At 58.2% G+C, this 23,991-nt stretch carries 20 protein-coding genes, 2 tRNA genes and 3 rRNA genes; 12 read left to right on the top strand and 13 right to left on the bottom strand.

Annotated features, from left to right (window positions below):
• Positions 1–14: 14 nt before the first annotated feature.
• The 7 genes from rrf to NVB75_RS23520 all read right to left on the bottom strand — a co-directional run bounded on the left by rrf (position 15) and on the right by NVB75_RS23520 (position 8,722).
• Positions 15–130 (bottom strand): 5S ribosomal RNA (rrf, locus tag NVB75_RS23550).
• A gap of 153 nt (positions 131–283) precedes the next feature.
• Positions 284–3,177 (bottom strand): 23S ribosomal RNA (locus tag NVB75_RS23545).
• Positions 3,178–3,411: 234 nt separating this feature from the next.
• A tRNA-Ala gene (locus NVB75_RS23540) sits at positions 3,412–3,487 on the bottom strand.
• Between the two features lie 30 nt (positions 3,488–3,517).
• Positions 3,518–3,594: transfer RNA gene (locus NVB75_RS23535), tRNA-Ile, on the bottom strand.
• 82 nt (positions 3,595–3,676) lie between these two features.
• A 16S ribosomal RNA gene (locus NVB75_RS23530) occupies positions 3,677–5,213 on the bottom strand.
• The 16S, 23S and 5S rRNA genes sit together here with 2 tRNA genes alongside, the layout of an rRNA operon.
• A gap of 626 nt (positions 5,214–5,839) precedes the next feature.
• Positions 5,840–7,333 carry a CoA-acylating methylmalonate-semialdehyde dehydrogenase gene (locus NVB75_RS23525; RefSeq protein ID WP_258343568.1) on the bottom strand — a complete coding sequence of 498 codons (1,494 nt, stop codon included), beginning with the start codon at positions 7,331–7,333 and terminating at the stop codon, positions 5,840–5,842.
• 39 nt (positions 7,334–7,372) lie between these two features.
• Complete coding sequence (locus tag NVB75_RS23520) at positions 7,373–8,722, bottom strand: aspartate aminotransferase family protein (protein WP_063033278.1); 1,350 nt, start codon at positions 8,720–8,722, stop codon at positions 7,373–7,375.
• A gap of 126 nt (positions 8,723–8,848) precedes the next feature.
• On the opposite strand from NVB75_RS23520, the gene NVB75_RS23515 reads away from it, so the two are divergent.
• From NVB75_RS23515 to NVB75_RS23500, 4 genes are all read left to right on the top strand, one after another.
• On the top strand, positions 8,849–9,769 hold the full coding sequence (locus NVB75_RS23515; RefSeq protein ID WP_258343567.1) for a LysR family transcriptional regulator: 921 nt from the start codon (positions 8,849–8,851) through the stop codon (positions 9,767–9,769).
• An 86-nt stretch (positions 9,770–9,855) separates the two neighbouring features.
• Positions 9,856–11,250 carry a uracil-xanthine permease family protein gene (locus tag NVB75_RS23510; RefSeq protein ID WP_258343566.1) on the top strand — a complete coding sequence of 465 codons (1,395 nt, stop codon included), beginning with the start codon at positions 9,856–9,858 and terminating at the stop codon, positions 11,248–11,250.
• A gap of 87 nt (positions 11,251–11,337) precedes the next feature.
• Positions 11,338–11,997 (top strand): TetR/AcrR family transcriptional regulator, encoded by a 660-nt coding sequence (locus NVB75_RS23505; protein WP_258343565.1) that lies wholly within the window; start codon positions 11,338–11,340, stop codon positions 11,995–11,997.
• 12 nt (positions 11,998–12,009) lie between these two features.
• A complete protein-coding gene (locus NVB75_RS23500; RefSeq protein WP_017478475.1) occupies positions 12,010–12,591 on the top strand; it encodes a YigZ family protein in 582 nt (193 codons plus the stop codon).
• Positions 12,592–12,893: 302 nt separating this feature from the next.
• On the opposite strand, the gene NVB75_RS23495 is transcribed toward NVB75_RS23500, so the two are convergent.
• Positions 12,894–13,286 (bottom strand): hypothetical protein, encoded by a 393-nt coding sequence (locus tag NVB75_RS23495; protein WP_258343563.1) that lies wholly within the window; start codon positions 13,284–13,286, stop codon positions 12,894–12,896.
• Positions 13,287–13,369: 83 nt separating this feature from the next.
• On the opposite strand from NVB75_RS23495, the gene NVB75_RS23490 reads away from it, so the two are divergent.
• The 3 genes from NVB75_RS23490 (at position 13,370) to NVB75_RS23480 (ending at position 15,938) form a co-directional block, all read left to right on the top strand.
• Positions 13,370–13,720: a MerR family transcriptional regulator gene (locus NVB75_RS23490; RefSeq protein WP_258343562.1), complete on the top strand. Its 351-nt coding sequence runs from the start codon at positions 13,370–13,372 to the stop codon at positions 13,718–13,720.
• A 26-nt stretch (positions 13,721–13,746) separates the two neighbouring features.
• Positions 13,747–14,433 (top strand): SDR family oxidoreductase, encoded by a 687-nt coding sequence (locus tag NVB75_RS23485; protein WP_063033282.1) that lies wholly within the window; start codon positions 13,747–13,749, stop codon positions 14,431–14,433.
• A gap of 146 nt (positions 14,434–14,579) precedes the next feature.
• Positions 14,580–15,938 carry an 8-oxoguanine deaminase gene (locus NVB75_RS23480; RefSeq protein ID WP_258343560.1) on the top strand — a complete coding sequence of 453 codons (1,359 nt, stop codon included), beginning with the start codon at positions 14,580–14,582 and terminating at the stop codon, positions 15,936–15,938.
• 155 nt (positions 15,939–16,093) lie between these two features.
• Here the strand turns inward: NVB75_RS23480 and NVB75_RS23475 are convergent, their stop codons facing one another.
• Positions 16,094–17,182: a calcium:proton antiporter gene (locus NVB75_RS23475; RefSeq protein WP_258343558.1), complete on the bottom strand. Its 1,089-nt coding sequence runs from the start codon at positions 17,180–17,182 to the stop codon at positions 16,094–16,096.
• A gap of 194 nt (positions 17,183–17,376) precedes the next feature.
• Between NVB75_RS23475 and NVB75_RS23470 the strand changes: the two genes are divergently transcribed.
• On the top strand, positions 17,377–18,330 hold the full coding sequence (locus tag NVB75_RS23470) for an adenosine deaminase (RefSeq protein ID WP_008430770.1): 954 nt from the start codon (positions 17,377–17,379) through the stop codon (positions 18,328–18,330).
• Here NVB75_RS23470 and NVB75_RS23465 read toward each other — a convergent pair.
• Positions 18,327–19,019, bottom strand: a complete 693-nt coding sequence (locus tag NVB75_RS23465; RefSeq protein WP_258343556.1) for a helix-turn-helix transcriptional regulator — start codon at positions 19,017–19,019, stop codon at positions 18,327–18,329. The genes NVB75_RS23470 and NVB75_RS23465 overlap by 4 nt on opposite strands.
• A gap of 138 nt (positions 19,020–19,157) precedes the next feature.
• On the bottom strand, positions 19,158–20,087 hold the full coding sequence (locus tag NVB75_RS23460) for a LysR family transcriptional regulator (RefSeq protein ID WP_063033286.1): 930 nt from the start codon (positions 20,085–20,087) through the stop codon (positions 19,158–19,160).
• A 117-nt stretch (positions 20,088–20,204) separates the two neighbouring features.
• Here NVB75_RS23460 and NVB75_RS23455 point away from each other — a divergent pair, with 117 nt between their 5' ends.
• The 3 genes from NVB75_RS23455 (at position 20,205) to NVB75_RS23445 (ending at position 21,864) form a co-directional block, all read left to right on the top strand.
• The gene (locus tag NVB75_RS23455; protein WP_177025961.1) at positions 20,205–20,498 is read left to right on the top strand and encodes a putative quinol monooxygenase; all 294 of its coding nucleotides are present in this window, start codon (positions 20,205–20,207) and stop codon (positions 20,496–20,498) included.
• A gap of 27 nt (positions 20,499–20,525) precedes the next feature.
• Positions 20,526–21,539, top strand: coding sequence for a zinc-binding alcohol dehydrogenase family protein (locus NVB75_RS23450; protein WP_258343555.1), 1,014 nt, complete (start codon positions 20,526–20,528; stop codon positions 21,537–21,539).
• A gap of 145 nt (positions 21,540–21,684) precedes the next feature.
• Positions 21,685–21,864 (top strand): hypothetical protein, encoded by a 180-nt coding sequence (locus NVB75_RS23445; protein WP_003211153.1) that lies wholly within the window; start codon positions 21,685–21,687, stop codon positions 21,862–21,864.
• 5 nt (positions 21,865–21,869) lie between these two features.
• On the opposite strand, the gene NVB75_RS23440 is transcribed toward NVB75_RS23445, so the two are convergent.
• On the bottom strand, positions 21,870–23,063 hold the full coding sequence (locus NVB75_RS23440; RefSeq protein ID WP_063033290.1) for a multidrug effflux MFS transporter: 1,194 nt from the start codon (positions 23,061–23,063) through the stop codon (positions 21,870–21,872).
• Positions 23,064–23,149: 86 nt separating this feature from the next.
• Positions 23,150–23,350: a heavy-metal-associated domain-containing protein gene (locus NVB75_RS23435; RefSeq protein ID WP_063033291.1), complete on the bottom strand. Its 201-nt coding sequence runs from the start codon at positions 23,348–23,350 to the stop codon at positions 23,150–23,152.
• 147 nt (positions 23,351–23,497) lie between these two features.
• Between NVB75_RS23435 and NVB75_RS23430 the strand changes: the two genes are divergently transcribed.
• Positions 23,498–23,878, top strand: coding sequence for a hypothetical protein (locus NVB75_RS23430; RefSeq protein WP_003211148.1), 381 nt, complete (start codon positions 23,498–23,500; stop codon positions 23,876–23,878).
• Positions 23,879–23,991 lie beyond the last annotated feature (113 nt).

The raw sequence follows: 23,991 nt of genomic DNA, 5'->3' as shown, positions 1-23,991 counted from the left end.
GTTCTGGAATTTAATCTTGACGATGACCTACTCTCACATGGGGAAACCCCACACTACCATCGGCGATGCATCGTTTCACTGCTGAGTTCGGGATGGGATCAGGTGGTTCCAATGCTCTATGGTCGTCAAGAAATTCGGGTACTGAGTCGTGGCCAGATGGCCTCGCTTCAGCAAATTGGGTATGTGATAGCTTCGGTGTTTTGTGAGTATCTCGAACTTTCGGTTCGTTTCGTCTTCACACACCGCAATCTGGTCTCTTCGACGCAAATTGCTTGGGTGTTATATGGTCAAGCCTCACGGGCAATTAGTATTGGTTAGCTCAACGCCTCACAGCGCTTACACACCCAACCTATCAACGTCGTAGTCTTCGACGGCCCTTCAGGGAACTCAAGGTTCCAGTGAGATCTCATCTTGAGGCTAGTTTCCCGCTTAGATGCTTTCAGCGGTTATCTATTCCGAACATAGCTACCCGGCAATGCCACTGGCGTGACAACCGGAACACCAGAGGTTCGTCCACTCCGGTCCTCTCGTACTAGGAGCAGCCCCTCTCAAATCTCAAACGTCCACGGCAGATAGGGACCGAACTGTCTCACGACGTTCTAAACCCAGCTCGCGTACCACTTTAAATGGCGAACAGCCATACCCTTGGGACCGGCTTCAGCCCCAGGATGTGATGAGCCGACATCGAGGTGCCAAACACCGCCGTCGATATGAACTCTTGGGCGGTATCAGCCTGTTATCCCCGGAGTACCTTTTATCCGTTGAGCGATGGCCCTTCCATACAGAACCACCGGATCACTAAGACCTACTTTCGTACCTGCTCGACGTGTCTGTCTCGCAGTCAAGCGCGCTTTTGCCTTTATACTCTACGACCGATTTCCGACCGGTCTGAGCGCACCTTCGTACTCCTCCGTTACTCTTTAGGAGGAGACCGCCCCAGTCAAACTACCCACCATACACTGTCCTCGATCCGGATAACGGACCTGAGTTAGAACCTCAAAGTTGCCAGGGTGGTATTTCAAGGTTGGCTCCACGCGAACTGGCGTCCACGCTTCAAAGCCTCCCACCTATCCTACACAAGCAAATTCAAAGTCCAGTGCAAAGCTATAGTAAAGGTTCACGGGGTCTTTCCGTCTAGCCGCGGATACACTGCATCTTCACAGCGATTTCAATTTCACTGAGTCTCGGGTGGAGACAGCGCCGCCATCGTTACGCCATTCGTGCAGGTCGGAACTTACCCGACAAGGAATTTCGCTACCTTAGGACCGTTATAGTTACGGCCGCCGTTTACCGGGGCTTCGATCAAGAGCTTCGCGTTAGCTAACCCCATCAATTAACCTTCCGGCACCGGGCAGGCGTCACACCCTATACGTCCACTTTCGTGTTTGCAGAGTGCTGTGTTTTTAATAAACAGTCGCAGCGGCCTGGTATCTTCGACCGGCATGAGCTTACGGAGCAAGTCCTTCACCCTCACCGGCGCACCTTCTCCCGAAGTTACGGTGCCATTTTGCCTAGTTCCTTCACCCGAGTTCTCTCAAGCGCCTTGGTATTCTCTACCCAACCACCTGTGTCGGTTTGGGGTACGGTTCCTGGTTACCTGAAGCTTAGAAGCTTTTCTTGGAAGCATGGCATCAACCACTTCGTCATCTAAAAGATAACTCGTCATCAGCTCTCGGCCTTAGAATCCCGGATTTACCTAAGATTCCAGCCTACCACCTTAAACTTGGACAACCAACGCCAAGCTGGCCTAGCCTTCTCCGTCCCTCCATCGCAATAACCAGAAGTACAGGAATATTAACCTGTTTTCCATCGACTACGCTTTTCAGCCTCGCCTTAGGGACCGACTAACCCTGCGTCGATTAACGTTGCGCAGGAAACCTTGGTCTTTCGGCGTGGGTGTTTTTCACACCCATTATCGTTACTCATGTCAGCATTCGCACTTCTGATACCTCCAGCAAGCTTCTCAACTCACCTTCACAGGCTTACAGAACGCTCCTCTACCGCATCACCCGAAGGTGATACCCGTAGCTTCGGTGTATGGTTTGAGCCCCGTTACATCTTCCGCGCAGGCCGACTCGACTAGTGAGCTATTACGCTTTCTTTAAAGGGTGGCTGCTTCTAAGCCAACCTCCTAGCTGTCTAAGCCTTCCCACATCGTTTCCCACTTAACCATAACTTTGGGACCTTAGCTGACGGTCTGGGTTGTTTCCCTTTTCACGACGGACGTTAGCACCCGCCGTGTGTCTCCCATGCTCGGCACTTGTAGGTATTCGGAGTTTGCATCGGTTTGGTAAGTCGGGATGACCCCCTAGCCGAAACAGTGCTCTACCCCCTACAGTGATACATGAGGCGCTACCTAAATAGCTTTCGAGGAGAACCAGCTATCTCCGAGCTTGATTAGCCTTTCACTCCGATCCACAGGTCATCCGCTAACTTTTCAACGGTAGTCGGTTCGGTCCTCCAGTTAGTGTTACCCAACCTTCAACCTGCCCATGGATAGATCGCCCGGTTTCGGGTCTATTCCCAGCGACTAGACGCCCTATTAAGACTCGCTTTCGCTACGCCTCCCCTATTCGGTTAAGCTCGCCACTGAAAATAAGTCGCTGACCCATTATACAAAAGGTACGCAGTCACAGAACAAAGTCTGCTCCCACTGCTTGTACGCATACGGTTTCAGGATCTATTTCACTCCCCTCTCCGGGGTTCTTTTCGCCTTTCCCTCACGGTACTAGTTCACTATCGGTCAGTCAGTAGTATTTAGCCTTGGAGGATGGTCCCCCCATATTCAGACAAAGTTTCTCGTGCTCCGTCCTACTCGATTTCATGACTAAGAGATTTTCGCGTACAGGGCTATCACCCACTATGGCCGCACTTTCCAGAGCGTTCCGCTAATCTCAAAGCCACTTAAGGGCTAGTCCCCGTTCGCTCGCCACTACTAAGGGAATCTCGGTTGATTTCTTTTCCTCAGGGTACTTAGATGTTTCAGTTCCCCTGGTTCGCTCCATACACCTATGTATTCAGTGTAAGGTAACCATCTTATGATGGCTGGGTTCCCCCATTCAGACATCTCCGGATCAAAGTCTGTTTGCCGACTCCCCGAAGCTTTTCGCAGGCTACCACGTCTTTCATCGCCTCTGACTGCCAAGGCATCCACCGTATGCGCTTCTTCACTTGACCATATAACCCCAAGCAATCTGGTTATACTGTGAAGACGACATTCGCCGAAAATTCGCAATTACTTACAAATTTTACCTTAGCCTGATCCGTTACCAGTGAAAGTAACGTTCAGTCTATCTTTCTATCACATACCCAAATTTTTAAAGAACGATCTAATCAAAGACTAGAAATCAACATTCACCATCACAACGATGGAATGCTCATTTCTAAGCTTTCATAACGTAGAAGCAGTAGTGGTGGAGCCAAACGGGATCGAACCGTTGACCTCCTGCGTGCAAGGCAGGCGCTCTCCCAGCTGAGCTATGGCCCCGTATTTCTACAGGCGTTTCCCACACAAAATTGGTGGGTCTGGGCAGATTCGAACTGCCGACCTCACCCTTATCAGGGGTGCGCTCTAACCAACTGAGCTACAGACCCAATTTCGGGCTGCTTCTTATCGTCTTCTTCAATGAATCAAGCAATTCGTGTGGGAACTTATGGAGCAGCTGATGTCGTCGATTAAGGAGGTGATCCAGCCGCAGGTTCCCCTACGGCTACCTTGTTACGACTTCACCCCAGTCATGAATCACACCGTGGTAACCGTCCTCCCGAAGGTTAGACTAGCTACTTCTGGTGCAACCCACTCCCATGGTGTGACGGGCGGTGTGTACAAGGCCCGGGAACGTATTCACCGCGACATTCTGATTCGCGATTACTAGCGATTCCGACTTCACGCAGTCGAGTTGCAGACTGCGATCCGGACTACGATCGGTTTTCTGGGATTAGCTCCACCTCGCGGCTTGGCAACCCTCTGTACCGACCATTGTAGCACGTGTGTAGCCCAGGCCGTAAGGGCCATGATGACTTGACGTCATCCCCACCTTCCTCCGGTTTGTCACCGGCAGTCTCCTTAGAGTGCCCACCATTACGTGCTGGTAACTAAGGACAAGGGTTGCGCTCGTTACGGGACTTAACCCAACATCTCACGACACGAGCTGACGACAGCCATGCAGCACCTGTCTCAATGTTCCCGAAGGCACCAATCTATCTCTAGAAAGTTCATTGGATGTCAAGGCCTGGTAAGGTTCTTCGCGTTGCTTCGAATTAAACCACATGCTCCACCGCTTGTGCGGGCCCCCGTCAATTCATTTGAGTTTTAACCTTGCGGCCGTACTCCCCAGGCGGTCAACTTAATGCGTTAGCTGCGCCACTAAGAGCTCAAGGCTCCCAACGGCTAGTTGACATCGTTTACGGCGTGGACTACCAGGGTATCTAATCCTGTTTGCTCCCCACGCTTTCGCACCTCAGTGTCAGTATCAGTCCAGGTGGTCGCCTTCGCCACTGGTGTTCCTTCCTATATCTACGCATTTCACCGCTACACAGGAAATTCCACCACCCTCTACCATACTCTAGCTCGTCAGTTTTGAATGCAGTTCCCAGGTTGAGCCCGGGGATTTCACATCCAACTTAACGAACCACCTACGCGCGCTTTACGCCCAGTAATTCCGATTAACGCTTGCACCCTCTGTATTACCGCGGCTGCTGGCACAGAGTTAGCCGGTGCTTATTCTGTCGGTAACGTCAAAACAGCAAAGTATTAATTTACTGCCCTTCCTCCCAACTTAAAGTGCTTTACAATCCGAAGACCTTCTTCACACACGCGGCATGGCTGGATCAGGCTTTCGCCCATTGTCCAATATTCCCCACTGCTGCCTCCCGTAGGAGTCTGGACCGTGTCTCAGTTCCAGTGTGACTGATCATCCTCTCAGACCAGTTACGGATCGTCGCCTTGGTGAGCCATTACCCCACCAACTAGCTAATCCGACCTAGGCTCATCTGATAGCGCAAGGCCCGAAGGTCCCCTGCTTTCTCCCGTAGGACGTATGCGGTATTAGCGTCCGTTTCCGAACGTTATCCCCCACTACCAGGCAGATTCCTAGGCATTACTCACCCGTCCGCCGCTCTCAAGAGAAGCAAGCTTCTCTCTACCGCTCGACTTGCATGTGTTAGGCCTGCCGCCAGCGTTCAATCTGAGCCATGATCAAACTCTTCAGTTCAAACATCTTTGGGTTTTTAAGAAACCCTAAACTTGGCTCAGCAATCGTTGGTTACATCTTTGATTTCTCGCGGAGTAACTTGTGATGCTGATAATCTTGTTGACTATCAGTCTGACTCCACAAGCACCCACACGAATTGCTTGATTCAGTTGTTAAAGAGCGGTTGGTTAAGATCTTTCGTCTCAACCGAGGCGCGCATTCTACAGCAGCCTCTGTTGCTGTCAAGCGGTTTTTTTAAGAAGCTTTCAAAGTTTCCTTTGTAACTTCAACCACTTGCGCTTCCGATCTCTCGTTAGCGGGAGGCGAATTCTACAGCGTTACACGCTGCTGTCAACACCTCTTTTTCTCCGCTTTCGACCGAGAAGATCGAACCGTTAATAGGGCTAAACAACACCGCCTTATTAACTCCTTCTGGGCTTCGATGATCTGAAGCAGCTCGCTGTCGAAACCTACATAACTCTTTGTTTACCAAGGAGTTTTCCGTTTCGACTGCGCCGGAAGTGGGGCGAATTATAGACTTCCAGAATCTGCCGTCAACACCTTTTTTCACAATACTGTCATATCGGTCAAAAAAGCCCTGAAAAGCAAAGGCCGGCCCCAAGGGGCCGGCCTTCTACTGACCGAACTTACAAGCTAGGAAAGGCAAACTGCGACGCCTCATGACTGGCCCGCTGCGGCCAGCGCTGGGTAATCGCCTTGCGACGGGTGTAGAAACGCACCCCATCCGGCCCATAAGCATGCAAGTCGCCAAACAGCGAACGCTTCCAGCCACCAAAACTGTGATACGCCACCGGCACCGGTAACGGCACGTTGACGCCAACCATGCCCACTTCGATCTCGTCACAGAACAACCGCGCCGCTTCACCGTCACGGGTGAAGATGCAGGTACCGTTGCCATATTCGTGATCATTGATCAGTTGCATAGCCGCTTCCAGGCTGCTCACCCGAACTACACACAGCACCGGCCCGAAGATCTCTTCTTTATAGATGCGCATCTCTGGGGTCACGCGATCGAACAAGCTACCACCCAGGAAGAAACCTTCTTCATGGCCTGCAACACTCAACCCACGACCGTCGACCACCAACTCAGCGCCTGAAGCCACACCGTCTTCTATATAGCCACTGACTTTATCCCGCGCCTGGCCGGTCACCAGCGGCCCCATGTCCAATCCACACGTGGTGCCCGCACCAATCTTCAGCGCCTTGACCTGCGGTACCAACTTGGCAATCAACGCATCCGCCACCTGATCGCCGACACACACCGCAACAGAGATCGCCATGCAACGCTCACCGCACGAACCATACGCCGCACCCATCAAGGCGCTGACCGCGTTATCCAGGTCCGCATCCGGCATCAGCACCGCATGGTTCTTCGCCCCGCCCAACGCCTGCACACGCTTGCCGCGCTTGGTCGCTTCCGAATAGATGTACTCGGCAATCGGAGTCGAACCCACAAAGCTCAACGCTTTGACTTCCGGCGCTTCAATCAGCGCATCCACCGCGCCTTTGTCGCCGTGCACCACGCTCAGCACACCTTTAGGCAAGCCCGCTTCCTGCAATAGTTGCGCAATCAGCAGCGTAGAACTTGGATCACGTTCCGACGGCTTGAGGATGAAGCAATTGCCGCAGACGATCGCCAGCGGGTACATCCACAACGGCACCATCGCCGGGAAGTTGAATGGCGTAATACCGGCCACCACACCCAACGGCTGGAAGTCAGACCATGCGTCAATGTTCGGGCCAACGTTACGGCTGTACTCACCCTTGAGGATCTCCGGCGCAGAGCACGCATACTCAACGTTCTCGATCCCGCGCTTCAGTTCGCCCGCCGCATCTTCCAGAGTCTTGCCGTGCTCTTCGCTGATCAGTTGGGAGATACGCGCTTCGTTCTGCTCCAGCAATTGCTTGAAACGGAACATCACCTGGGCACGCTTGGCCGGTGGCGTGTTGCGCCAGGCCGGGAAGGCCGCCTTGGCCGAGTCGATGGCGCTTTGAATGGTTTCGCGGCTGGCCAACGGCACCTGGTGAATCACCTGGCCAGTCGATGGGTTGTACACGTCAGCCGTGCGACCGTTCTCGGTCACCAGTTGGCCGTTGATCAAATGCTGGATGAGGCTCATGCAGGGCTCCTGAAAAGTTGTTCTATATAGAAGGAGAAATCAGTCGATCTTGTTCAGCACTTCGCCGACCGCATCGAACAAGCGATCCAGGTCCTGCGGCTTGCTGTTGAAGGTTGGCCCGAACTGCAAGGTGTCGCCGCCAAAGCGCACGTAGAAGCCGGCTTTCCACAAAGCCATGCCGGCTTCGAACGGACGCACAATCGCATCACCGTCACGCGGGGCAATCTGGATCGCCCCGGCCAAGCCGTAGTTACGAATGTCGATCACGTTCTTGCTGCCCTTCAGGCCGTGCAGCGCATTCTCGAAATGCGGTGCGACTTCGGCCACGCTCTGCACCAGGTTTTCCTTCTGCAGCAGGTCGAGTGCCGCCAGGCCGGCCGCGCAAGCCACCGGGTGAGCCGAGTAGGTGTAACCGTGTGGGAATTCCACCGCGTACTCAGGCGTCGCCTGGTTCATGAACGTCTGATAAATCTCGGTGCTGGCAATCACCGCGCCCATCGGAATCGCGCCGTTGGTGACTTGCTTGGCAATGCACATCAGGTCCGGAGTCACACCGAAACTGTCGGCACCAAACATCGAACCGGTACGACCGAAGCCGGTGATCACTTCGTCGAACACCAACAGGATGTTGTGTTGATCGCAGATCTCACGCAGACGCTTCAGGTAACCCTGCGGCGGAACCAGCACGCCAGCAGAGCCCGCCATCGGTTCAACAAACACTGCGGCGATGTTCGACGCATCGTGCAACTCGATCAGCTTGAGCAGCTCATCCGCCAAGGCAATACCGCCCAACTCCGGCATGCCACGGGAGAACGCATTGCTCGCCAACAGGGTGTGAGGCAGATGGTCAACATCCATCATCGCCTGACCAAAGATCTTACGGTTGCCGTTGACGCCGCCCAAGCTGGTACCGGCGATGTTCACACCGTGATAACCACGGGCACGGCCGATCATCTTGGTCTTGGTCGCTTGGCCCTTCAAGCGCCAGTACGCACGCACCATCTTCACGGCGGTATCGGCACACTCGGAACCGGAGTCCGTGAAGAACACGTGGTTCAGGTTACCCGGGGTCAGGTCGGTAATCTTTTCTGCCAGTTGGAACGACAACGGATGACCGTATTGGAAGCCCGGCGAGTAGTCCAACGTACCCAGCTGCTTGGAGACCGCTTCCTGGATTTCCTTGCGAGTGTGCCCAGCGCCGCAGGTCCACAGACCCGACAGCGAGTCATACACCTTGCGCCCCTTGTCATCGGTCAACCAGCTGCCTTCGGCCGCCACGATCAGGCGCGGGTCACGATGGAAGTTGCGGTTGGCGGTGTACGGCATCCAGTGCGCGTCCAGCTTCAGTTGGCTGGCCAGGGTGGACGGAGCGTTTTCGGGCATGTTCATGAGCAAAACCTCGCAAGGCGAAAGGCAGCGTAGGGATTTGAAAAGCGTTGTTGCAGCTAAATTGCCACGGGGATAAAGTCGGTGAAATCCAACTCTTCTAACCTTCAGTCAGGCCTTCACTAAACTATGAGCAGCCGTCGACCCGACCCTCTGGCCCAAGTCAGCGACTTCGATATCCGCCTGTTGCGCATCTTTCGCAGCGTGGTGGAGTGCGGTGGCTTCTCGGCGGCGGAAACCGTTCTGGGGATTGGTCGCTCGGCCATCAGCCAGCAAATGAGTGATCTTGAGCAACGCCTCGGCCTGCGCCTGTGCCAACGCGGGCGCGCAGGTTTTTCCCTGACCGAGGAAGGGCGCGAGGTGTACCAGTCGGCGTTGCAGTTGCTCAGCGCCCTGGAAAGTTTCCGCACCGAGGTAAACGGCCTGCACCAACACTTGCGTGGCGAACTGATCATCGGCCTGACCGACAATCTGGTCACCCTGCCCCACATGCGCATCACCCACGCGTTGGCACAGTTGAAGGAGCGCGGCCCGGACGTACAGATCCAGATCCGCATGATCGCCCCCAATGAAGTCGAACAAGGTGTGCTCGACGGCCGCCTGCACGTCGGCGTAGTCCCCCAGGCCAGCGCCCTGTCGGGGCTTGAATACCAGCCGCTGTACAGCGAACGCTCGCTGCTCTACTGCGCAGTCGGCCACCCGCTGTTTTACGCCGACGACAAGCAACTGGACGACGACCGCATCAACAGCCAGGACGCCATCGCCCCGACCTTCCGCCTGCCCGCCGATATCCAGGCGCACTACCAGGCACTCAACTGCACCGCCAGCGCCTCGGACCGCGAGGGCATGGCCTTCCTGATCCTGACCGGCCGCTACATCGGCTACCTGCCCGACCACTACGCCAGCCTGTGGGTACAACAAGGCCGACTGCGTGCGCTGAAACCGGCTACACGTTTTTACGATTTGAGCCTCGCTTCGGTCACGCGCAAGGGCCGCCGCCCTCATTTGGTGCTGGAAAGTTTTCTCGAAAGTCTGGCCGCAACGCGCTAACACGGGCCTTACAGAAAAACCTGAGCAACTGGACAGCTTTTTGCAAGGCAAGGGGATCTCGAACCATCAGCCATGAGCTCCCCACCATGCCGCCAGAATCCGAAAACCCCAGCGACCTGATCTACGGCCTCAATGATCGGCCCAAACCTTTGCCCGCCTTGCTTGCTGCGTTGCAGCATGTACTGGCCGCGTTTGTCGGCATCATCACCCCGCCGCTGATCATCGGCTCTACCCTGGGCCTGACCGCCCACCTGCCTTACCTGATCAGCATGGCATTGATGGTTTCAGGTGTAGGTACCTTCATCCAGGCGCGTAGGCCTTTTGGTATTGGCGCCGGGATGATTTGCCTGCAGGGCACCAGCTTCGCGTTTCTCGGTGCGGTGTTGTCGGCAGGTTTCCTGGTCAAGCAACGCGGCGGCAGCCCGGAAGACATCCTGGCGATGATCTTTGGCGTGTGCTTCTTCGGCGCGGCAGTGCAGGTGGTGTTGAGCCGCTTTATCGGCCAACTGAGAAGAGTGATCACGCCTTTGGTCACCGGCATCGTCATCACCCTGATTGGCATCAGCCTGATCAAGGTAGGCATCACCGACCTGGGCGGCGGCTTCAACGCCCCGGACTTCGGCGCCCCGACCAACCTGGCACTTGGTGTGTTCGTGGTAATGACCATCATCCTGCTCAACCGCTCGAACATCCCATGGGTTCGCCTCAGCGCCATCATCATCGGCCTGGCATTGGGCAGCCTCGCCGCCTGGTTCAGCGGCAAACTGGTGCCCCAAGCCCTGCCTGACTTGCCGTTGATCAGTCTGCCCACACCGTTCCATTTCGGTTTCAACTTCGACTGGAGCGCTTTCCTACCGGTGGCGCTGATTTATCTGATCAGCACCATCGAAACCGTCGGCGACCTCACCGCCAATTGCATGATCGCCCGCCAACCCATCAGCGGCCCTTCCTATATAAGCCGGCTCAAGGGCGGCGTGCTGGGGGACGGCATCAGTTGCATGATCGCCGCCACCTTCAGCGCCTTTCCCAACACGACCTTCGCCCAAAACAACGGGGTGATCCAACTGACGGGCGTCGCCAGCCGTTACGTTGGCCTGTACATCGGCGTGGTGCTGTTTTGCCTCGGGCTGTTTCCGCTGATTGGCGCGGTGCTGCAACAAATCCCCAAACCGGTGCTGGGCGGTGCAACCCTGGTGATGTTCGGCAGCGTGGCCGCCGCCGGCGTGCGCATCCTCGCCCAGGCCCCGCTGGACCGGCGCAGCATGCTGATCATCGCCACCTCGTTCGGCGTCGGCCTCGGAATCGCGGCCCAGCCGAACCTGCTGCACCTGATGCCAACGCTGGTGCAGAACCTGTTCGACTCCGCCATCACCAGCGGCGGTCTGACCGCCATTGTGTTGTGCCTGTTACTGCCCGAACCCAAGGCCACCCCGGATGCCGCAAACCGGGCCCTGGAAAGCGACACTCTGGAGCCGCTTTGACGGTTTTATCGTATCGGGACTTGTCTGGGGCTTGAGGGTGGGTTATCTGTGCACACGTCGTATTCATCGATCTGCACGGAAACCTCCATGAGCCTCGAAGTTCCTGCCCACAGCAACCACGCCGGAAAACCTGCAAGCCGCATTCGGCAAAAGAACGAACAAGCGATTCTGCAGGCTGCCGAAGACGAGTTCGCCCGTCATGGCTACAAAGGCACCAGCATGAACACCATCGCGGCGAGTGCCGGGTTGCCGAAAGCCAACTTGCACTACTACTTCACCAACAAGCTGGGCCTGTACATTGCCGTGCTCAGTAACATCCTCGAACTCTGGGACAGCACCTTCAACACCCTGACCGCCGAGGATGACCCGGCTGCGGCCCTGACCCGCTACATCCGCACCAAGATGGAATTCTCCCGGCGCCAGCCACAAGCCTCGCGGATCTTTGCGATGGAGATCATCAGTGGCGGCGAATGCCTGACCGAATATTTCAGCCAGGACTACCGCGCCTGGTTCAGCGGCCGTGCGGCGGTATTCCAGGCCTGGATCGACGCCGGCAAGATGGACCCCATCGACCCCGTGCACTTGATCTTCCTGCTGTGGGGCAGCACCCAGCACTACGCCGACTTTGCCACGCAAATCTGCCGCGTGACTGGGCGTACCAAGCTGACCAAGCAGGACATGGAAGAAGCTGGCACCAACCTTATCCACATCATTCTCAAAGGCTGTGGCATCAAGCCGGCCCTCTAAACGAAGTTACCCATGCCTTTCACGCTTACCGGCTTTTGCGAGTTTCGCGAAGAAATTCGCAAAAGCCGCTTCATTACCCTCGCCGCCCCCATCAGCAGCCCCCAGGACGCCCAGGCCTTCATCGACCAGCACAGCGACCTGAACGCCACGCACAACTGCTGGGCCTGGAAACTCGGCGATCAATACCGCAGTAACGATGACGGCGAGCCCGGCGGCACGGCCGGGCGCCCGATCCTGGCCGCGATTGAAGCGCAGGACTGCGACCAAGTCGTGGTGCTGGTGATCCGCTGGTACGGCGGCATCCAGCTGGGCACCGGCGGCCTGGCCCGGGCCTATGGCGGCGGCGCCAACAAGTGCCTGCAAGCGGCCGAACGCGTCGAGCTGATCAAACGTGTGCCACTGAGTTGCTCCTGTGGTTTTGCCGAGCTGCAGTTGGTGAAACTGCGAGTGGCCGAACTGGGCGGGCTGGTGATGGAAGAAACCTTCACCGCCAATGGCGTCGACCTGCAACTGGCCCTCGGCGAAGCGCATATCGACACCTTGCAAACCCAGCTCGCCGACCTGAGCCGCGGGCGCATCCTGCTAGAGCGCTGAAACTGCCCACATCTGCTGTGCACCTGCCTGTGGATAACCTGAGCACACTCGCCTGTAACCCTTCTGTCACAAGGGTTTCAGGCAGTTGTTCAGTTTTTGCTCAGCCCGCCACACTAAAGTATTAATCCGGCTCAAAAACAGTCAGTTAGGCGGGTTATGTCCTTTAGAACAAAGGGCCGCAGCGCTTATATCCACCGATCACGCTTGCGCACAATTACTGTGGAGCAACCTGTGGATAACCCGTGCAAGAGTGAGCCGGCAGCAGAGCCCGCAACGCCCGGGCGTAACTGAGCATTTTTTGATCAACTTGCCGCCCGGCGCACCGGCATCAACTGCGCCACCGCCCACAGCACTTCAAACACCACGACAATCACCAGCACTAGACTTGCGCCGTGGGCCAGCGCGTAAATTTGCCAAGTGGCAAATAACACCCGGCCGGCCGCGTCATAACGGCCAAATATCGCTTGCGGGTCGCGGATTCGCAGTACCGACCACACGCACACGATCGAGCCCATCAGGTTGGCCATCAACATATGCACAGGCGCGAACGGCGGCAGTTCGCCGGGCAGATTCAACGCCACCAGGGCGTTGTGCAGCAGAAAAAAGGTCCAGGGGGTGACCAGCGCCGCGGTGACGATCAAGTCGTACCAGCCGCTGGCCCGAACCAGTTGACGGTATTGATGTGCAGTCCACATAGCAGCAAGCTCCTTCAATTCAAGAAGCCAGCACGCTAAAGCCTGGAGTATGCTCCAGGGTCAAGCCCCTTCGAGCCCTCTGCATGCGTATAGGCGAATTAGCCCAGGCCAGCCAGGTCAGCCGCGACACCCTGCGCTTCTACGAACAACGCGGGTTGATTGCCGCGCAACGCAGTGCCAACGGTTACCGTGACTATCCCGCCGACATGGTGCAGTTGGTGCTGTACATCAAGACCGCCCAGCGCCTGGGCTTCAGCCTGGGTGAAATCGGCAACAGCGTCGGCGCACTATGGCAAGCTCCAGACCCCGACAGCGCCGTGACCCAACTGCTGCAAGACAAGCTCAGCCTGATCGAAACCCGCATCGCCGAACTCGACCAACTGCGCCAGGAGTTGCAGCAAAGGCTCGGCCAGCGTTGTCCACTGAACCCGTGAACCTCCATCGTCAAAGGAAGCCATTCATGTCCACTTCAAAAACCGCACTGATTATCGGCGCCTCCCGGGGCCTGGGCCTTGGCCTGGCCAAGCAACTGCTGGCGGACGGCTGGGACGTGACCGCCACCGTGCGCGATCCGCAAAAGGCCGATGCCTTGAAAGCCCTGGGCCCGGTGCAGATCGAAAAGCTCGACATGGATGACCAACAGGCCGTGATCGCCCTGAGCCAGCGCCTCAAGGCAAAAACCTTCGATCTGCTGTTCGTCAACGCCGGCGTCAAAGGCCCGGCCAATCAGGAACCGGGCCACGCCACCCTGGCTGAAGTCGGCCAACTGTTCTTCACCAACGCCGTGGCACCGATCAACCTGGCCCAGCGTTTTGTCGGGCAGATCCGCCCGGATACCGGCGTGCTGGCCTTCATGAGTTCGATCCTCGGCAGCGTGACCATCCCCGACGGCTCGGACCTGGCGCTCTACAAAGCCAGCAAGGCCGCCCTCAACTCCATGACCAATAGTTTCGTTACCCAGTTGGGTGATCAGAAATTGACCGTGCTGTCGTTGCACCCGGGCTGGGTGAAAACCGACATGGGCGGCGAAAACGCACACATCGATGTGCCTACCAGCGTGCGCGGCCTGATCGATCAGGTGAATGCCTACAGCGGCAAGGGCGGCCATCACTTTGTGGACTACAAAGGCGACACCATCGCCTGGTAAACAACCCGGGATCGTTATCGGCCGATTGCCGTCGATAACGATCCACACGTAAACTGCGCACCTCGCCCTTCCCGGCGACCCTGGATCAGCAGACAGGGCAACACTGAGCTGGCAAACCTGAACCCATCATTCAGAGGAGCCGGCCAATGCCTGCGACCCGTATCTGGTTAAAAAACCCCCTCGCGATTTTCACTGCCAATGGCCTCGACGCCCGTGGTGGCCTGGTGCTGCAAGACGGTGTGATCACCGAAGTGCTGGGCTGGGGCCAAGAACCCGCCGTGCCCTGTGGACAAGTATTCGATGCCCGCGAGCATGTTGTCCTTCCTGGACTCATCAACACCCATCATCACTTTTATCAAACCCTGACCCGCGCCTGGGCGCCGGTGGTTAACCAGCCGCTCTTTCCCTGGTTGAAAACCCTGTACCCGGTCTGGGCCCGACTCACCCCGGAAAAACTCGCCCTGGCGAGCAAAGTGGCCCTGGCTGAATTGCTGCTCTCAGGCTGCACCACAGCGGCAGACCATCACTACCTGTTCCCGGATGGCCTGGAAAACGCAATCGACGTACAAGTCGACAGCGTGCGCGAACTGGGCATGCGCGCCATGCTGACTCGCGGTTCCATGAGCCTGGGTGAAGCGGACGGCGGGCTGCCACCGCAGCAAACCGTGCAACAGGGCGAAGTGATTCTGGAAGACAGCCGCCGTCTGATCCGCCAGTACCACGAGCGCGGCGACGGCGCGCAAATCCAGATCGCCCTGGCGCCCTGCTCACCGTTTTCCGTCACCCCGGAAATCATGGAAGCCAGCGCCGAACTGGCCAACAACCTCGACGTGCGCCTGCACACCCACCTGGCAGAAACCCTCGACGAAGAAGACTTCTGTCTGCAGCGTTTCGGCCTGCGCACTGTGGATTACCTCGACAGCGTCGGTTGGCTCGGCCCGCGCACGTGGCTGGCCCATGGGATTCACTTCAACCCGGAAGAAATCGCGCGCCTCGGTGCGGCCGGAACGGGGATCTGCCATTGCCCGAGTTCCAACATGCGCCTGGCTTCGGGAATTTGCCCGACCCTCGACCTGCTTGCCGCCGGCGCCCCCATTGGCCTGGGCGTGGACGGTTCGGCGTCCAATGATGCGTCGAACATGATCCTGGAAACGCGCCAGGCCCTGTACATCCAGCGCCTGCGTTACGGGGCGGAGAAGATCACCCCGGAGCTGGTGCTGGGTTGGGCGACGAAAGGCTCAGCACAGTTACTCGGCCGCAGCGATATCGGCGAACTGGCCGTAGGCAAACAGGCCGACCTTGCGTTGTTCAAACTGGATGAGCTGCGCTTTTCCGGCAGCCACGACCCGATCTCGGCCCTGCTACTGTGCGGCGCCGACCGCGCGGACCGGGTGATGGTCGGCGGCAAATGGCGGGTGATCGACGGGCAGGTTGAGGGCCTTGATTTGAAAGGTTTGATTGCCGATCACAGCCAGGCGGCGCGGGAACTGATCAACCGGGCTTAACTGAAGAAAAACCATAGAAATGTGGGAGCGGGCTTGCTCGCGAAAGCGTTGGGTCAGTCAACATATCTGGCGACTGACACTCCGTATTCGCGAGCAAGCCCGCTCCCACACAAGCCCGGTTTCCACAATTATTTCTGCGGTGTGTTCAGGATCGGTTACAACCCCAACAGCGACAGCATGATAAACGTCGCAAACAACACAAAATGGGTCATCCCTTCGATGGCATTGGTTTCGCCATCGTTGAGGTTGATCGCACTGACAATCAGCGTGATAAACACCATCACCGTCTGCACCGGCGTCATTGCCATCTGAAACGGTTGGCCGGTGTACAAGGCCATGGCTTCCATCACCGGCACTGTCAGGATCACCGTCGACAGCGACGCACCCAGCGCAATATTCACCACCGACTGCATGCGGTTGGCCAGCGCCGCGCGCAACGCGGTCAAAATCTCCGGCGCAGCGGAAATCGCCGCCACGATGATCGCCGTGATCACCGGCGGAGCCCCCGTTCCTTCCAGGCCCAGGTCGAGGGTCTTGGACATCACCTCAGCCAACGCGCCAATCACGATCACGCCAAACACCAAAGTCCCGATGGAAAACGCCAGGCTGATCGGCGGCGACTCTTCTTCCGGCTGTTTCTTACGACGTTTTTCCGGGTAGCTGTAGCTGAAGAAATAACTGTGAGGCCCCACCTGCATCCGCAGGAACAACGTGTACAGCACCACCATCGCGCCAATGGTGAAGGCCGAGTAAATTTTCCAATCGGCCTCGGGGATAAATTCCGGCACCACCATCGACACGCCCATGGCGGTAAGAATCATCACGCTGTAGGTGCGTGCCGAATCGTCGTTGTAGGACTGTTCGCCATGCTTGATCCCGCCCATCAGTGCAGCCAGGCCGAGGATGCCGTTGATATCGAGCATCACCGCCGAATAAATAGTGTCGCGCACCAGGGTCGGCGACGGCTCGTTACTCATCATGATCGCCAGGATCACCACTTCCACCAACACGGCGGCGAGGGTCAGGATCATGGTGCCGTAGGGATCGCCAACCTTTTCCGCCAGTTGCTCGGCGTGATGGGCCACGCGCATCGAGGCCACGACGATAAAGCCGATCAGCGCGATGCCGCTGAGCAGCGCCACCATCTGCCCGCTGCCCAGCATCCAGTGCTCCAGCGGGTAAGCGGCGATGGCGGCAATCAGCGCCAGCAGCATGAATTTTTCTTGCTTGATAGATGTGAGCATTGCAGGCCTTTTGAACGCGGCGAATCCGTTATTGATGGGGTACAGACTGCACCGCGCCGCTAACGTTTCGTTACACCTTAGTTCACTCATCGCTTGCACGACGATCGCGGATGCTCACCGCTTGGTCAGGTTTTGCCGATTATTTCGGCGTGCGCCTGTAGAATGCCGCCATTGCACCTGATGAGAATTTATAAATGTACGATTGGCTCAACGCCCTGCCCAAGGCTGAATTGCACCTGCACCTGGAAGGCTCCCTGGAGCCTGAGCTGCTGTTCGCACTGGCCGAACGCAACAAAATCGCACTGCCGTGGAACGACGTCGAAACCCTGCGCAAGGCCTACGCCTTCAACAACCTGCAAGAGTTTCTCGACCTGTACTACAAGGGTGCGGATGTACTGCGCACCTCCCAGGACTTCTACGACCTGACCTGGGCCTACCTGCTGCGCTGCAAGGCGCAGAACGTGATCCATACCGAACCGTTCTTCGACCCGCAGACCCACACCGACCGTGGCGTCCCCTTCGAAGTGGTGCTCAATGGCATCGCTGCCGCGTTGAAAGACGGCGAGCAACAACTGGGCATCACCAGCGGTTTGATCTTGAGCTTCCTGCGCCACCTGAGCGAAGAAGAAGCCGAAAAAACCCTCGACCAGGCGCTGCCGTTCCGTGATGCGTTTGTTGCCGTGGGTCTGGACAGTTCGGAAATGGGTCACCCGCCGAGCAAGTTCCAACGCGTGTTTGATCGTGCCCGTCACGAAGGTTTCCTGACCGTCGCCCACGCCGGCGAAGAAGGCCCGCCGGAGTACATCTGGGAGGCCATCGACCTGCTGAAAATCCAGCGTATCGACCATGGTGTACGCGCCATTGAAGACGAACGCCTGATGCAGCGGATCATCGACGAGCAGATCCCGCTGACGGTGTGCCCGCTGTCCAACACCAAGCTGTGCGTGTTCGACGACATGTCCCAGCACAACATCCTCGACATGCTCGAGCGTGGGGTGAAGGTCACGGTGAACTCGGATGACCCGGCGTACTTCGGCGGTTATGTCACCGAGAACTTCCATGCGCTGTACACCTCCCTGGGCATGACCCAGGACCAGGCCAAACGCCTGGCGCAAAACAGCCTGGATGCACGGTTGGTCAAGCCTTAATCACCGACCGGCCTGGCGAGCCGGGCAATTTCCAGTTGCCCGGCTTCACTGACCTGCAGCGCCTGGGACTCATTGATCACACTGACCCAGTTCGACTGCAAACACAGCTGCAACAGCGCGACCCCCAACGCACCGCCCAGGTGCGGCTGCTGTTCGCTCCAATCAAAACAATCGCACACGATCGGCTGAGCCAGTGCCTGGGTAAAAATCCCCAGCGCTGCGAGTTTGCGGGCGCCAAGGGGCGTCACTTCCGTGCGCTGCTCTGCACGCTCGATCCACCCTGCCGCCATCATCCGTTGATACAACCCCGCCGCCAACTCACCACCGAGGTGCCCTTGGCAAAGCCTTGCCCGCCGTAAAGCCGCAGGCGCAATCAAGGACTGGGAATGAGCGGGCGTGCTGCGGGCGATTCTGGCCATGGTGGTACAGGCCAGGGCATCCACGGCGGCCCCTACGTCGGCAGCGGCCACACGGAAAAAGCGTTTACCGCTACGGGCTTCGACGCGCAGCAGGCCGCCGGCCGTCAATCGCGTCAGGTGAGCATTGGCCGAGGCCGGCGACAGCCCCGCCAGTAGAGCCAATTCATCGGAGGGTTTGGCCGAGCCATCCATCAACGCCCAGACCATCGCGGTACGTTTCGGGTCGGCCAGCAAAGTGGCGATCTGACTGATGCAAGGTGCCTGTTCCATGTGCTCATTCACTCCCTGTTGAATCATTCGTCTGCTGCGGTTCGCAGAAAAGTATAAGCGTGAAAACGCCCGGTTCCGTGCCGTCTTACAGCGCAACCAAGGACAGAGGCTGAAGGAAATTTCCCGATATTCCCGGAGTTAGGGTGTAGAGGCCGACCGCTCCGGCAACTGCGCAGTCAATGTCGCACAACGCGCAACGAGCATTTCCCGCAGAAGATTGATCGGCTTGCTCAGTTGCGCGCGATGGGCGCACAACAGGTTGAGCGGCGTGCGCTCGCCCCGCAGCTCCGGCAGGATCAGGCGCAGGCGCCCCGCCAACACATCAGAGCTCACATCCAGCCAGGATTTGTAGGCGATACCCACCCCGGCCACCGCCCAACGCCGCACCACATCGGCATCATCACTGAAGCGGTCGCCGGTCACGGTCAGGCTGACGTCGCGCTTGCCATCGTTGAAACCCCAATGGTCATGCACCCGGCTGCCGAGCATATACAGCAGGCAATTGTGTTGGGTGAGCTGTTCCAGATGGCGCGGTTCGCCATGCCGCGCCAGGTAGCTGGGGGCGGCGCAGAGCACACGGTAGTTGTCCGGGGCGATGGGCAGCGCGATCAGGCTGGAGTCTTCGGGTTCGCCGTAGCGCAGGGCGATGTCCACCGGCTGGCGGAACAGGTCGGCAATCCGGTCGCCCAACAGCAGGCGTACGCTCAGGTCGGGGTATTCACGCTGGAACTCATCCAGCCAAGGCAACAGTTGATTACGCCCAAAGTCCGACGGCGCCGACAGCTGCAGCACCCCGCTGACCTGGTCCTGGCCACTGGCCAATAAGCGCCGGCCTTCATCCAGGCTGCTCAGGGCAGCTCGAGCGTATTCCAGAAAGCCTTCACCCTCGGCGGTCAGGCGCAGGCTGCGGGTGGAGCGCGCCAGCAAACGTGCGCCCAGTTGCTGCTCGATACGCTTCAACGCCGCGCTGGCCACCGCCGCCGACATGTCCATCACCCGTGCTGCAGCCGAAAGGCTGCCCAGGTCTGCCGCACGCACAAACAACTGCAAGTCATCAAAACGCAGCACGCCGACCGCCCATTATCAAAAAAACATTGAAAGAGACTGCTCTTTTAGCGGGTTTTATCTTCCAGAGAAATAGCCAATCATCTGTCCATCCCGTTCATCACGTGTCTGGAGTCGAATATGTCCGCTGCCTTTAACGTCATCGCCACGCTGATCGCCAAACCCGGCCAACAAGCCACCCTGGAAACCTTGCTGCGCGAACTGCTGGAACCCACCCGCATCGAAGCCGGCTGCCAGCAGTACGACCTGCACCAGGACCTGCAACACCCCGAGACCTTCTACATGCTCGAACGCTGGAGCGACGACGCCGCACTGGCCGATCACGACCAGAGCGCGCATATCCAGAATTTCCGCGCCAAGGCTGCCGACGTGCTCGAGCATTTCGAACTCAAGCGCCTGAAGTTTCTTGCCTGATCAACCGCCCCCTTTTTGGAAACCCTCATGAAAGCCATTGCCTACTACGCTGCATTGCCCATCAACGATCCAAAATCCCTGCAAGACATCGAACTGCCCGAACCGGTCGCCGGTCCTCGCGACCTGCTGGTGGAAGTCAAAGCCATCTCGGTGAACCCGGTGGACACCAAGGTGCGCCAGAACGTCGCCCCGGAAAACGGTGCCGCCAAAGTGCTGGGCTGGGACGTGGCCGGTGTGGTCAAGGCCGTGGGCAGTGAAGTGAGCCTGTTCAAGGTCGGTGACAAGGTGTTCTACGCCGGCTCCCTGGTACGTCCCGGTGGCAACAGCGAACTGCACACCGTGGATGAGCGCATCGTCGGCCACATGCCGAAAACCCTGGGTTTCGCCGACGCGGCCGCCCTGCCGCTGACCGCCATCACCGCCTGGGAGTTGCTGTTCGAACGCCTGCAAGTGCGTGAAGGCAAGCCCGATGAAGGCCAGAGCCTGCTGATTGTCGGCGCATCGGGTGGTGTGGGATCGATCCTGACCCAACTGGCGAAACAGCTTACCGGCGTGAAAGTCATCGGCACCGCCTCCCGGCCTGAAACCCAAGCCTGGGCCAAGGACCTGGGTGCCGACCTGGTGATCGACCACAGCAAACCGCTGAGTGAAGAGCTGAAAAAGGCTGGCCATCCGCAGGTGAACTACGTCGCCAGCCTGACGCAGACCGACCAGCACCTGGACCAACTGGTAGAAGCGCTGATTCCACAAGGCAAACTGGCGCTGATCGACGACCCCAAAGCGCTGGATATCAGCAAGCTCAAGCGCAAGAGCCTGTCGCTGCATTGGGAGTTCATGTACACCCGCTCGATGTTCGAGACCAGTGACATGATCGAGCAGCACAACCTGCTCAATCGCGTCGCCGAACTGATCGACGCCGGTACCCTGAAAACCACGGTGGGCGAGCACTTTGGCGTGATCAACGCGGCCAACCTGCGCCGCGCCCACGAACTGCTGGAAAGCGGTAAGGCCAAGGGCAAGATCGTGCTGGAAGGGTTCTAACGAAAGGTTCTGTCAGTGTCGTCTGTTATTCATGTGAGTAATGGACGACACCGCTAGTCAGAGACTTGATCCTTGTCATATTTGTGAGCGTATTCGGGTTTATATTGGCCGCCTTTGCCACGCAATTTACGTGAGGAAGTCAGCAATGAAGATCCTGATAAAAGCGCTAGCAAGATCCGAAGGCAACAAATGGCAGGTCCGTCTCGACCAGAACGCCTTTACCTTCCGCAGTGAGGCCGAAGCCCGCGCGTTTGCCGACACCCTGCAAACCCGTATCCAGGCCCCTCACCGATTCCCCGAAAGCCAGCAGCGTTCTGCTGGCTGACCCGCTCAGTCCGCCGCTTGCAGTGCCCGTTGGCGCTGCAGGCGCCGGGTCAGCATCGCGAACGTCACCGCAAGCACGCCACACAAGCTGATGACCATTGCCATCGGCATCGCCGTGCCGTCGTGCAACACGCCGACCAACGATGCAGCGCCGGCCGCCACACCAAACTGAATACAACCGAGCAACGCCGACGCGCTGCCCGCCCGCGCGCCCTGCCCGCTCATGGCGCAGGCCGACGTATTCGGCAGAATGCAGCCCAGGCTGGCGATGCAGATAAACAGCGGTACCAACAGTGGCCACAAGGCGTCAGTGCGCAAAGCAGTAATGGCCAGCAACGACAGGCCCGCCGCCAAGTAGACCCACACCGTGCGCGACAGCAGAAACGCGGGGCCGCGCGAGGCCAGCAGGCGCGCATTGACCTGTGCCACCAGGATAAAGCCGGCGGCGTTGGAGCCGAAGACCCAGCCATAGTGCTCGGCGGGCACGCCATAGAGTTTGATAAAGACGAAAGGCGAGCCCGCGATGTAGGCAAACATGCCGGCAATCGAGATACCGCCGGTCAAGGCATAGCCCAGGTACACCCGGTCCGACAGCAACCGGCCGTACTGACGCAACGCGCCCGACAGCGGCTGGCGCGGTTGGTGGGCGGGGAAACTTTCCGGCAGCCCGACGGCTACCGCGATGGCTGCCATCACGCTGAATGCCGTCAGCGCCAGGAAGATCGACTGCCAGCCCCAGATACCGACCATTACCCCGCCCGCCAGCGGCGCGAGGATCGGCGCCAGCCCGGTAACCAGCATCAGTTGCGAAAACACCTTGGCCGAGCCCACCGCGTCACATTTATCGCTGACCACCGCCCGGGAGATCACCATGCCCGCACAACCACCCAAGGCCTGGACGAAACGCGCGCCGATCAGCCATTCCAGGGAAGGCGCGTATGCACAGGCAAAGGAAGCCAGGGTAAACAGGGTGACACCGCTCAGCAGCGGCCCGCGTCGGCCAAAACGGTCCGCCAGCGGTCCATAGATCAACTGGCCGATCGCCAGGCCCGTGAAGTACACGGCCAAGGTCAGTTGAATATGTTTTTCGTCGGTGCCGAATGCCACGGCCATGGCCGGGAAACCCGGCAGGTAGAAGTCGATGGCCAGCGGCGCGAACGCGCTCAAGGCCCCCAGAATCAGGATTATACGAAGGTTCATCAGGCACCCAGGTGAGTCGGCAGCCCGACAGTCTAGCCGGGCGCGGGTGCCTTGAACATTAAGTTAGCTCGCTAACTATCAGAAAATCAGGCGAGCTTGACGCTGTAGCCTTCCTCGCTGATCAGGTTGATCACTTCGGCCGGCGACAGCAGGCTGCTTTCCACGCCGACTTCTTTCGCCGCGAGGTCGACGCGCACGCTGGCGGCCGGGTCCTTATCCTGCACCGCCTGGGTAACCGAGCGAACGCAGTGGCCGCAGGTCATTCCTTCAACGCTGAATACTTGCATGACATGACTCCTTTGATGAGGTTGCCCGCAGTTTCGACCTTGCCACGATGGCAAGGTCAAGTTCTGAAAACATCGGCCGGGCTGGCATTCATTCGCGCCCTCGGCCAAGCTGCACCTATCCACGATGTGAACCTCGGAGAATTCGCCATGCGCTGGTCATTTTTTGGCCTTGTCAGCCTGATGGGCTTGTTTGCTGCTGTGCCACCGGCCAGCGCAGATGAAGATTATGCGGTGCTGATTATTTCCCGGGAGCGCCTGGAAGTGCCCACCAACTGCGAGATTGGCTTGTACATCCAGGACCAGTTGGCCGGGCGGCTGTTCCAGGAGCAGGCCACCTCCTTCAACTTGCCGGCCGGGAATGTGTCGTTGCGCCTGAAGTTGTTGCCGGGTCAATCCCAGGGTTGCTTGCCGGGCATGCTCGCGCCACCGGCGCAAAACATTACGTTGAAGGCCGGTGACGTGCGCAAGCTGCGTATCGCGCAAGGTCCGGACGGCATGTACCTGAAGCCGGCCGCACTGGAATACTAAGCCCCGAAAACCTGTAGGAGCGAGCTTGCTCGCGAAAAACGTTAACGATGACGCGTTCATCCTGGATAAACGCGGCGCCCTCAAGCTTTTCGCGAGCAAGCTCGCTCCTACAG

The organism is Pseudomonas sp. CBS, assembly GCF_024734645.1.
Classification (GTDB): domain Bacteria; phylum Pseudomonadota; class Gammaproteobacteria; order Pseudomonadales; family Pseudomonadaceae; genus Aquipseudomonas.
Note: the sequence above shows the minus strand (reverse complement) of the source record. Positions and strands in the feature narration are given on the sequence as shown.

Coding starts and splice junctions, on each gene's coding strand:
- NVB75_RS23470 (WP_008430770.1), top strand. CDS start 17,377: ATGTACGATTGGCTCAACGCCCTGCCCAAGGCTGAATTGCACCTGCAC.
- NVB75_RS23490 (WP_258343562.1), top strand. CDS start 13,370: ATGCGTATAGGCGAATTAGCCCAGGCCAGCCAGGTCAGCCGCGACACC.
- NVB75_RS23445 (WP_003211153.1), top strand. CDS start 21,685: ATGAAGATCCTGATAAAAGCGCTAGCAAGATCCGAAGGCAACAAATGG.
- NVB75_RS23515 (WP_258343567.1), top strand. CDS start 8,849: ATGAGCAGCCGTCGACCCGACCCTCTGGCCCAAGTCAGCGACTTCGAT.
- NVB75_RS23440 (WP_063033290.1), bottom strand. CDS start 23,063: ATGAACCTTCGTATAATCCTGATTCTGGGGGCCTTGAGCGCGTTCGCG.
- NVB75_RS23505 (WP_258343565.1), top strand. CDS start 11,338: ATGAGCCTCGAAGTTCCTGCCCACAGCAACCACGCCGGAAAACCTGCA.
- NVB75_RS23465 (WP_258343556.1), bottom strand. CDS start 19,019: ATGGAACAGGCACCTTGCATCAGTCAGATCGCCACTTTGCTGGCCGAC.
- NVB75_RS23435 (WP_063033291.1), bottom strand. CDS start 23,350: ATGCAAGTATTCAGCGTTGAAGGAATGACCTGCGGCCACTGCGTTCGC.
- NVB75_RS23455 (WP_177025961.1), top strand. CDS start 20,205: ATGTCCGCTGCCTTTAACGTCATCGCCACGCTGATCGCCAAACCCGGC.
- NVB75_RS23520 (WP_063033278.1), bottom strand. CDS start 8,722: ATGAACATGCCCGAAAACGCTCCGTCCACCCTGGCCAGCCAACTGAAG.
- NVB75_RS23480 (WP_258343560.1), top strand. CDS start 14,580: ATGCCTGCGACCCGTATCTGGTTAAAAAACCCCCTCGCGATTTTCACT.
- NVB75_RS23475 (WP_258343558.1), bottom strand. CDS start 17,182: ATGCTCACATCTATCAAGCAAGAAAAATTCATGCTGCTGGCGCTGATT.
- NVB75_RS23510 (WP_258343566.1), top strand. CDS start 9,856: ATGCCGCCAGAATCCGAAAACCCCAGCGACCTGATCTACGGCCTCAAT.
- NVB75_RS23430 (WP_003211148.1), top strand. CDS start 23,498: ATGCGCTGGTCATTTTTTGGCCTTGTCAGCCTGATGGGCTTGTTTGCT.
- NVB75_RS23485 (WP_063033282.1), top strand. CDS start 13,747: ATGTCCACTTCAAAAACCGCACTGATTATCGGCGCCTCCCGGGGCCTG.
- NVB75_RS23525 (WP_258343568.1), bottom strand. CDS start 7,333: ATGAGCCTCATCCAGCATTTGATCAACGGCCAACTGGTGACCGAGAAC.
- NVB75_RS23495 (WP_258343563.1), bottom strand. CDS start 13,286: ATGTGGACTGCACATCAATACCGTCAACTGGTTCGGGCCAGCGGCTGG.
- NVB75_RS23450 (WP_258343555.1), top strand. CDS start 20,526: ATGAAAGCCATTGCCTACTACGCTGCATTGCCCATCAACGATCCAAAA.
- NVB75_RS23500 (WP_017478475.1), top strand. CDS start 12,010: ATGCCTTTCACGCTTACCGGCTTTTGCGAGTTTCGCGAAGAAATTCGC.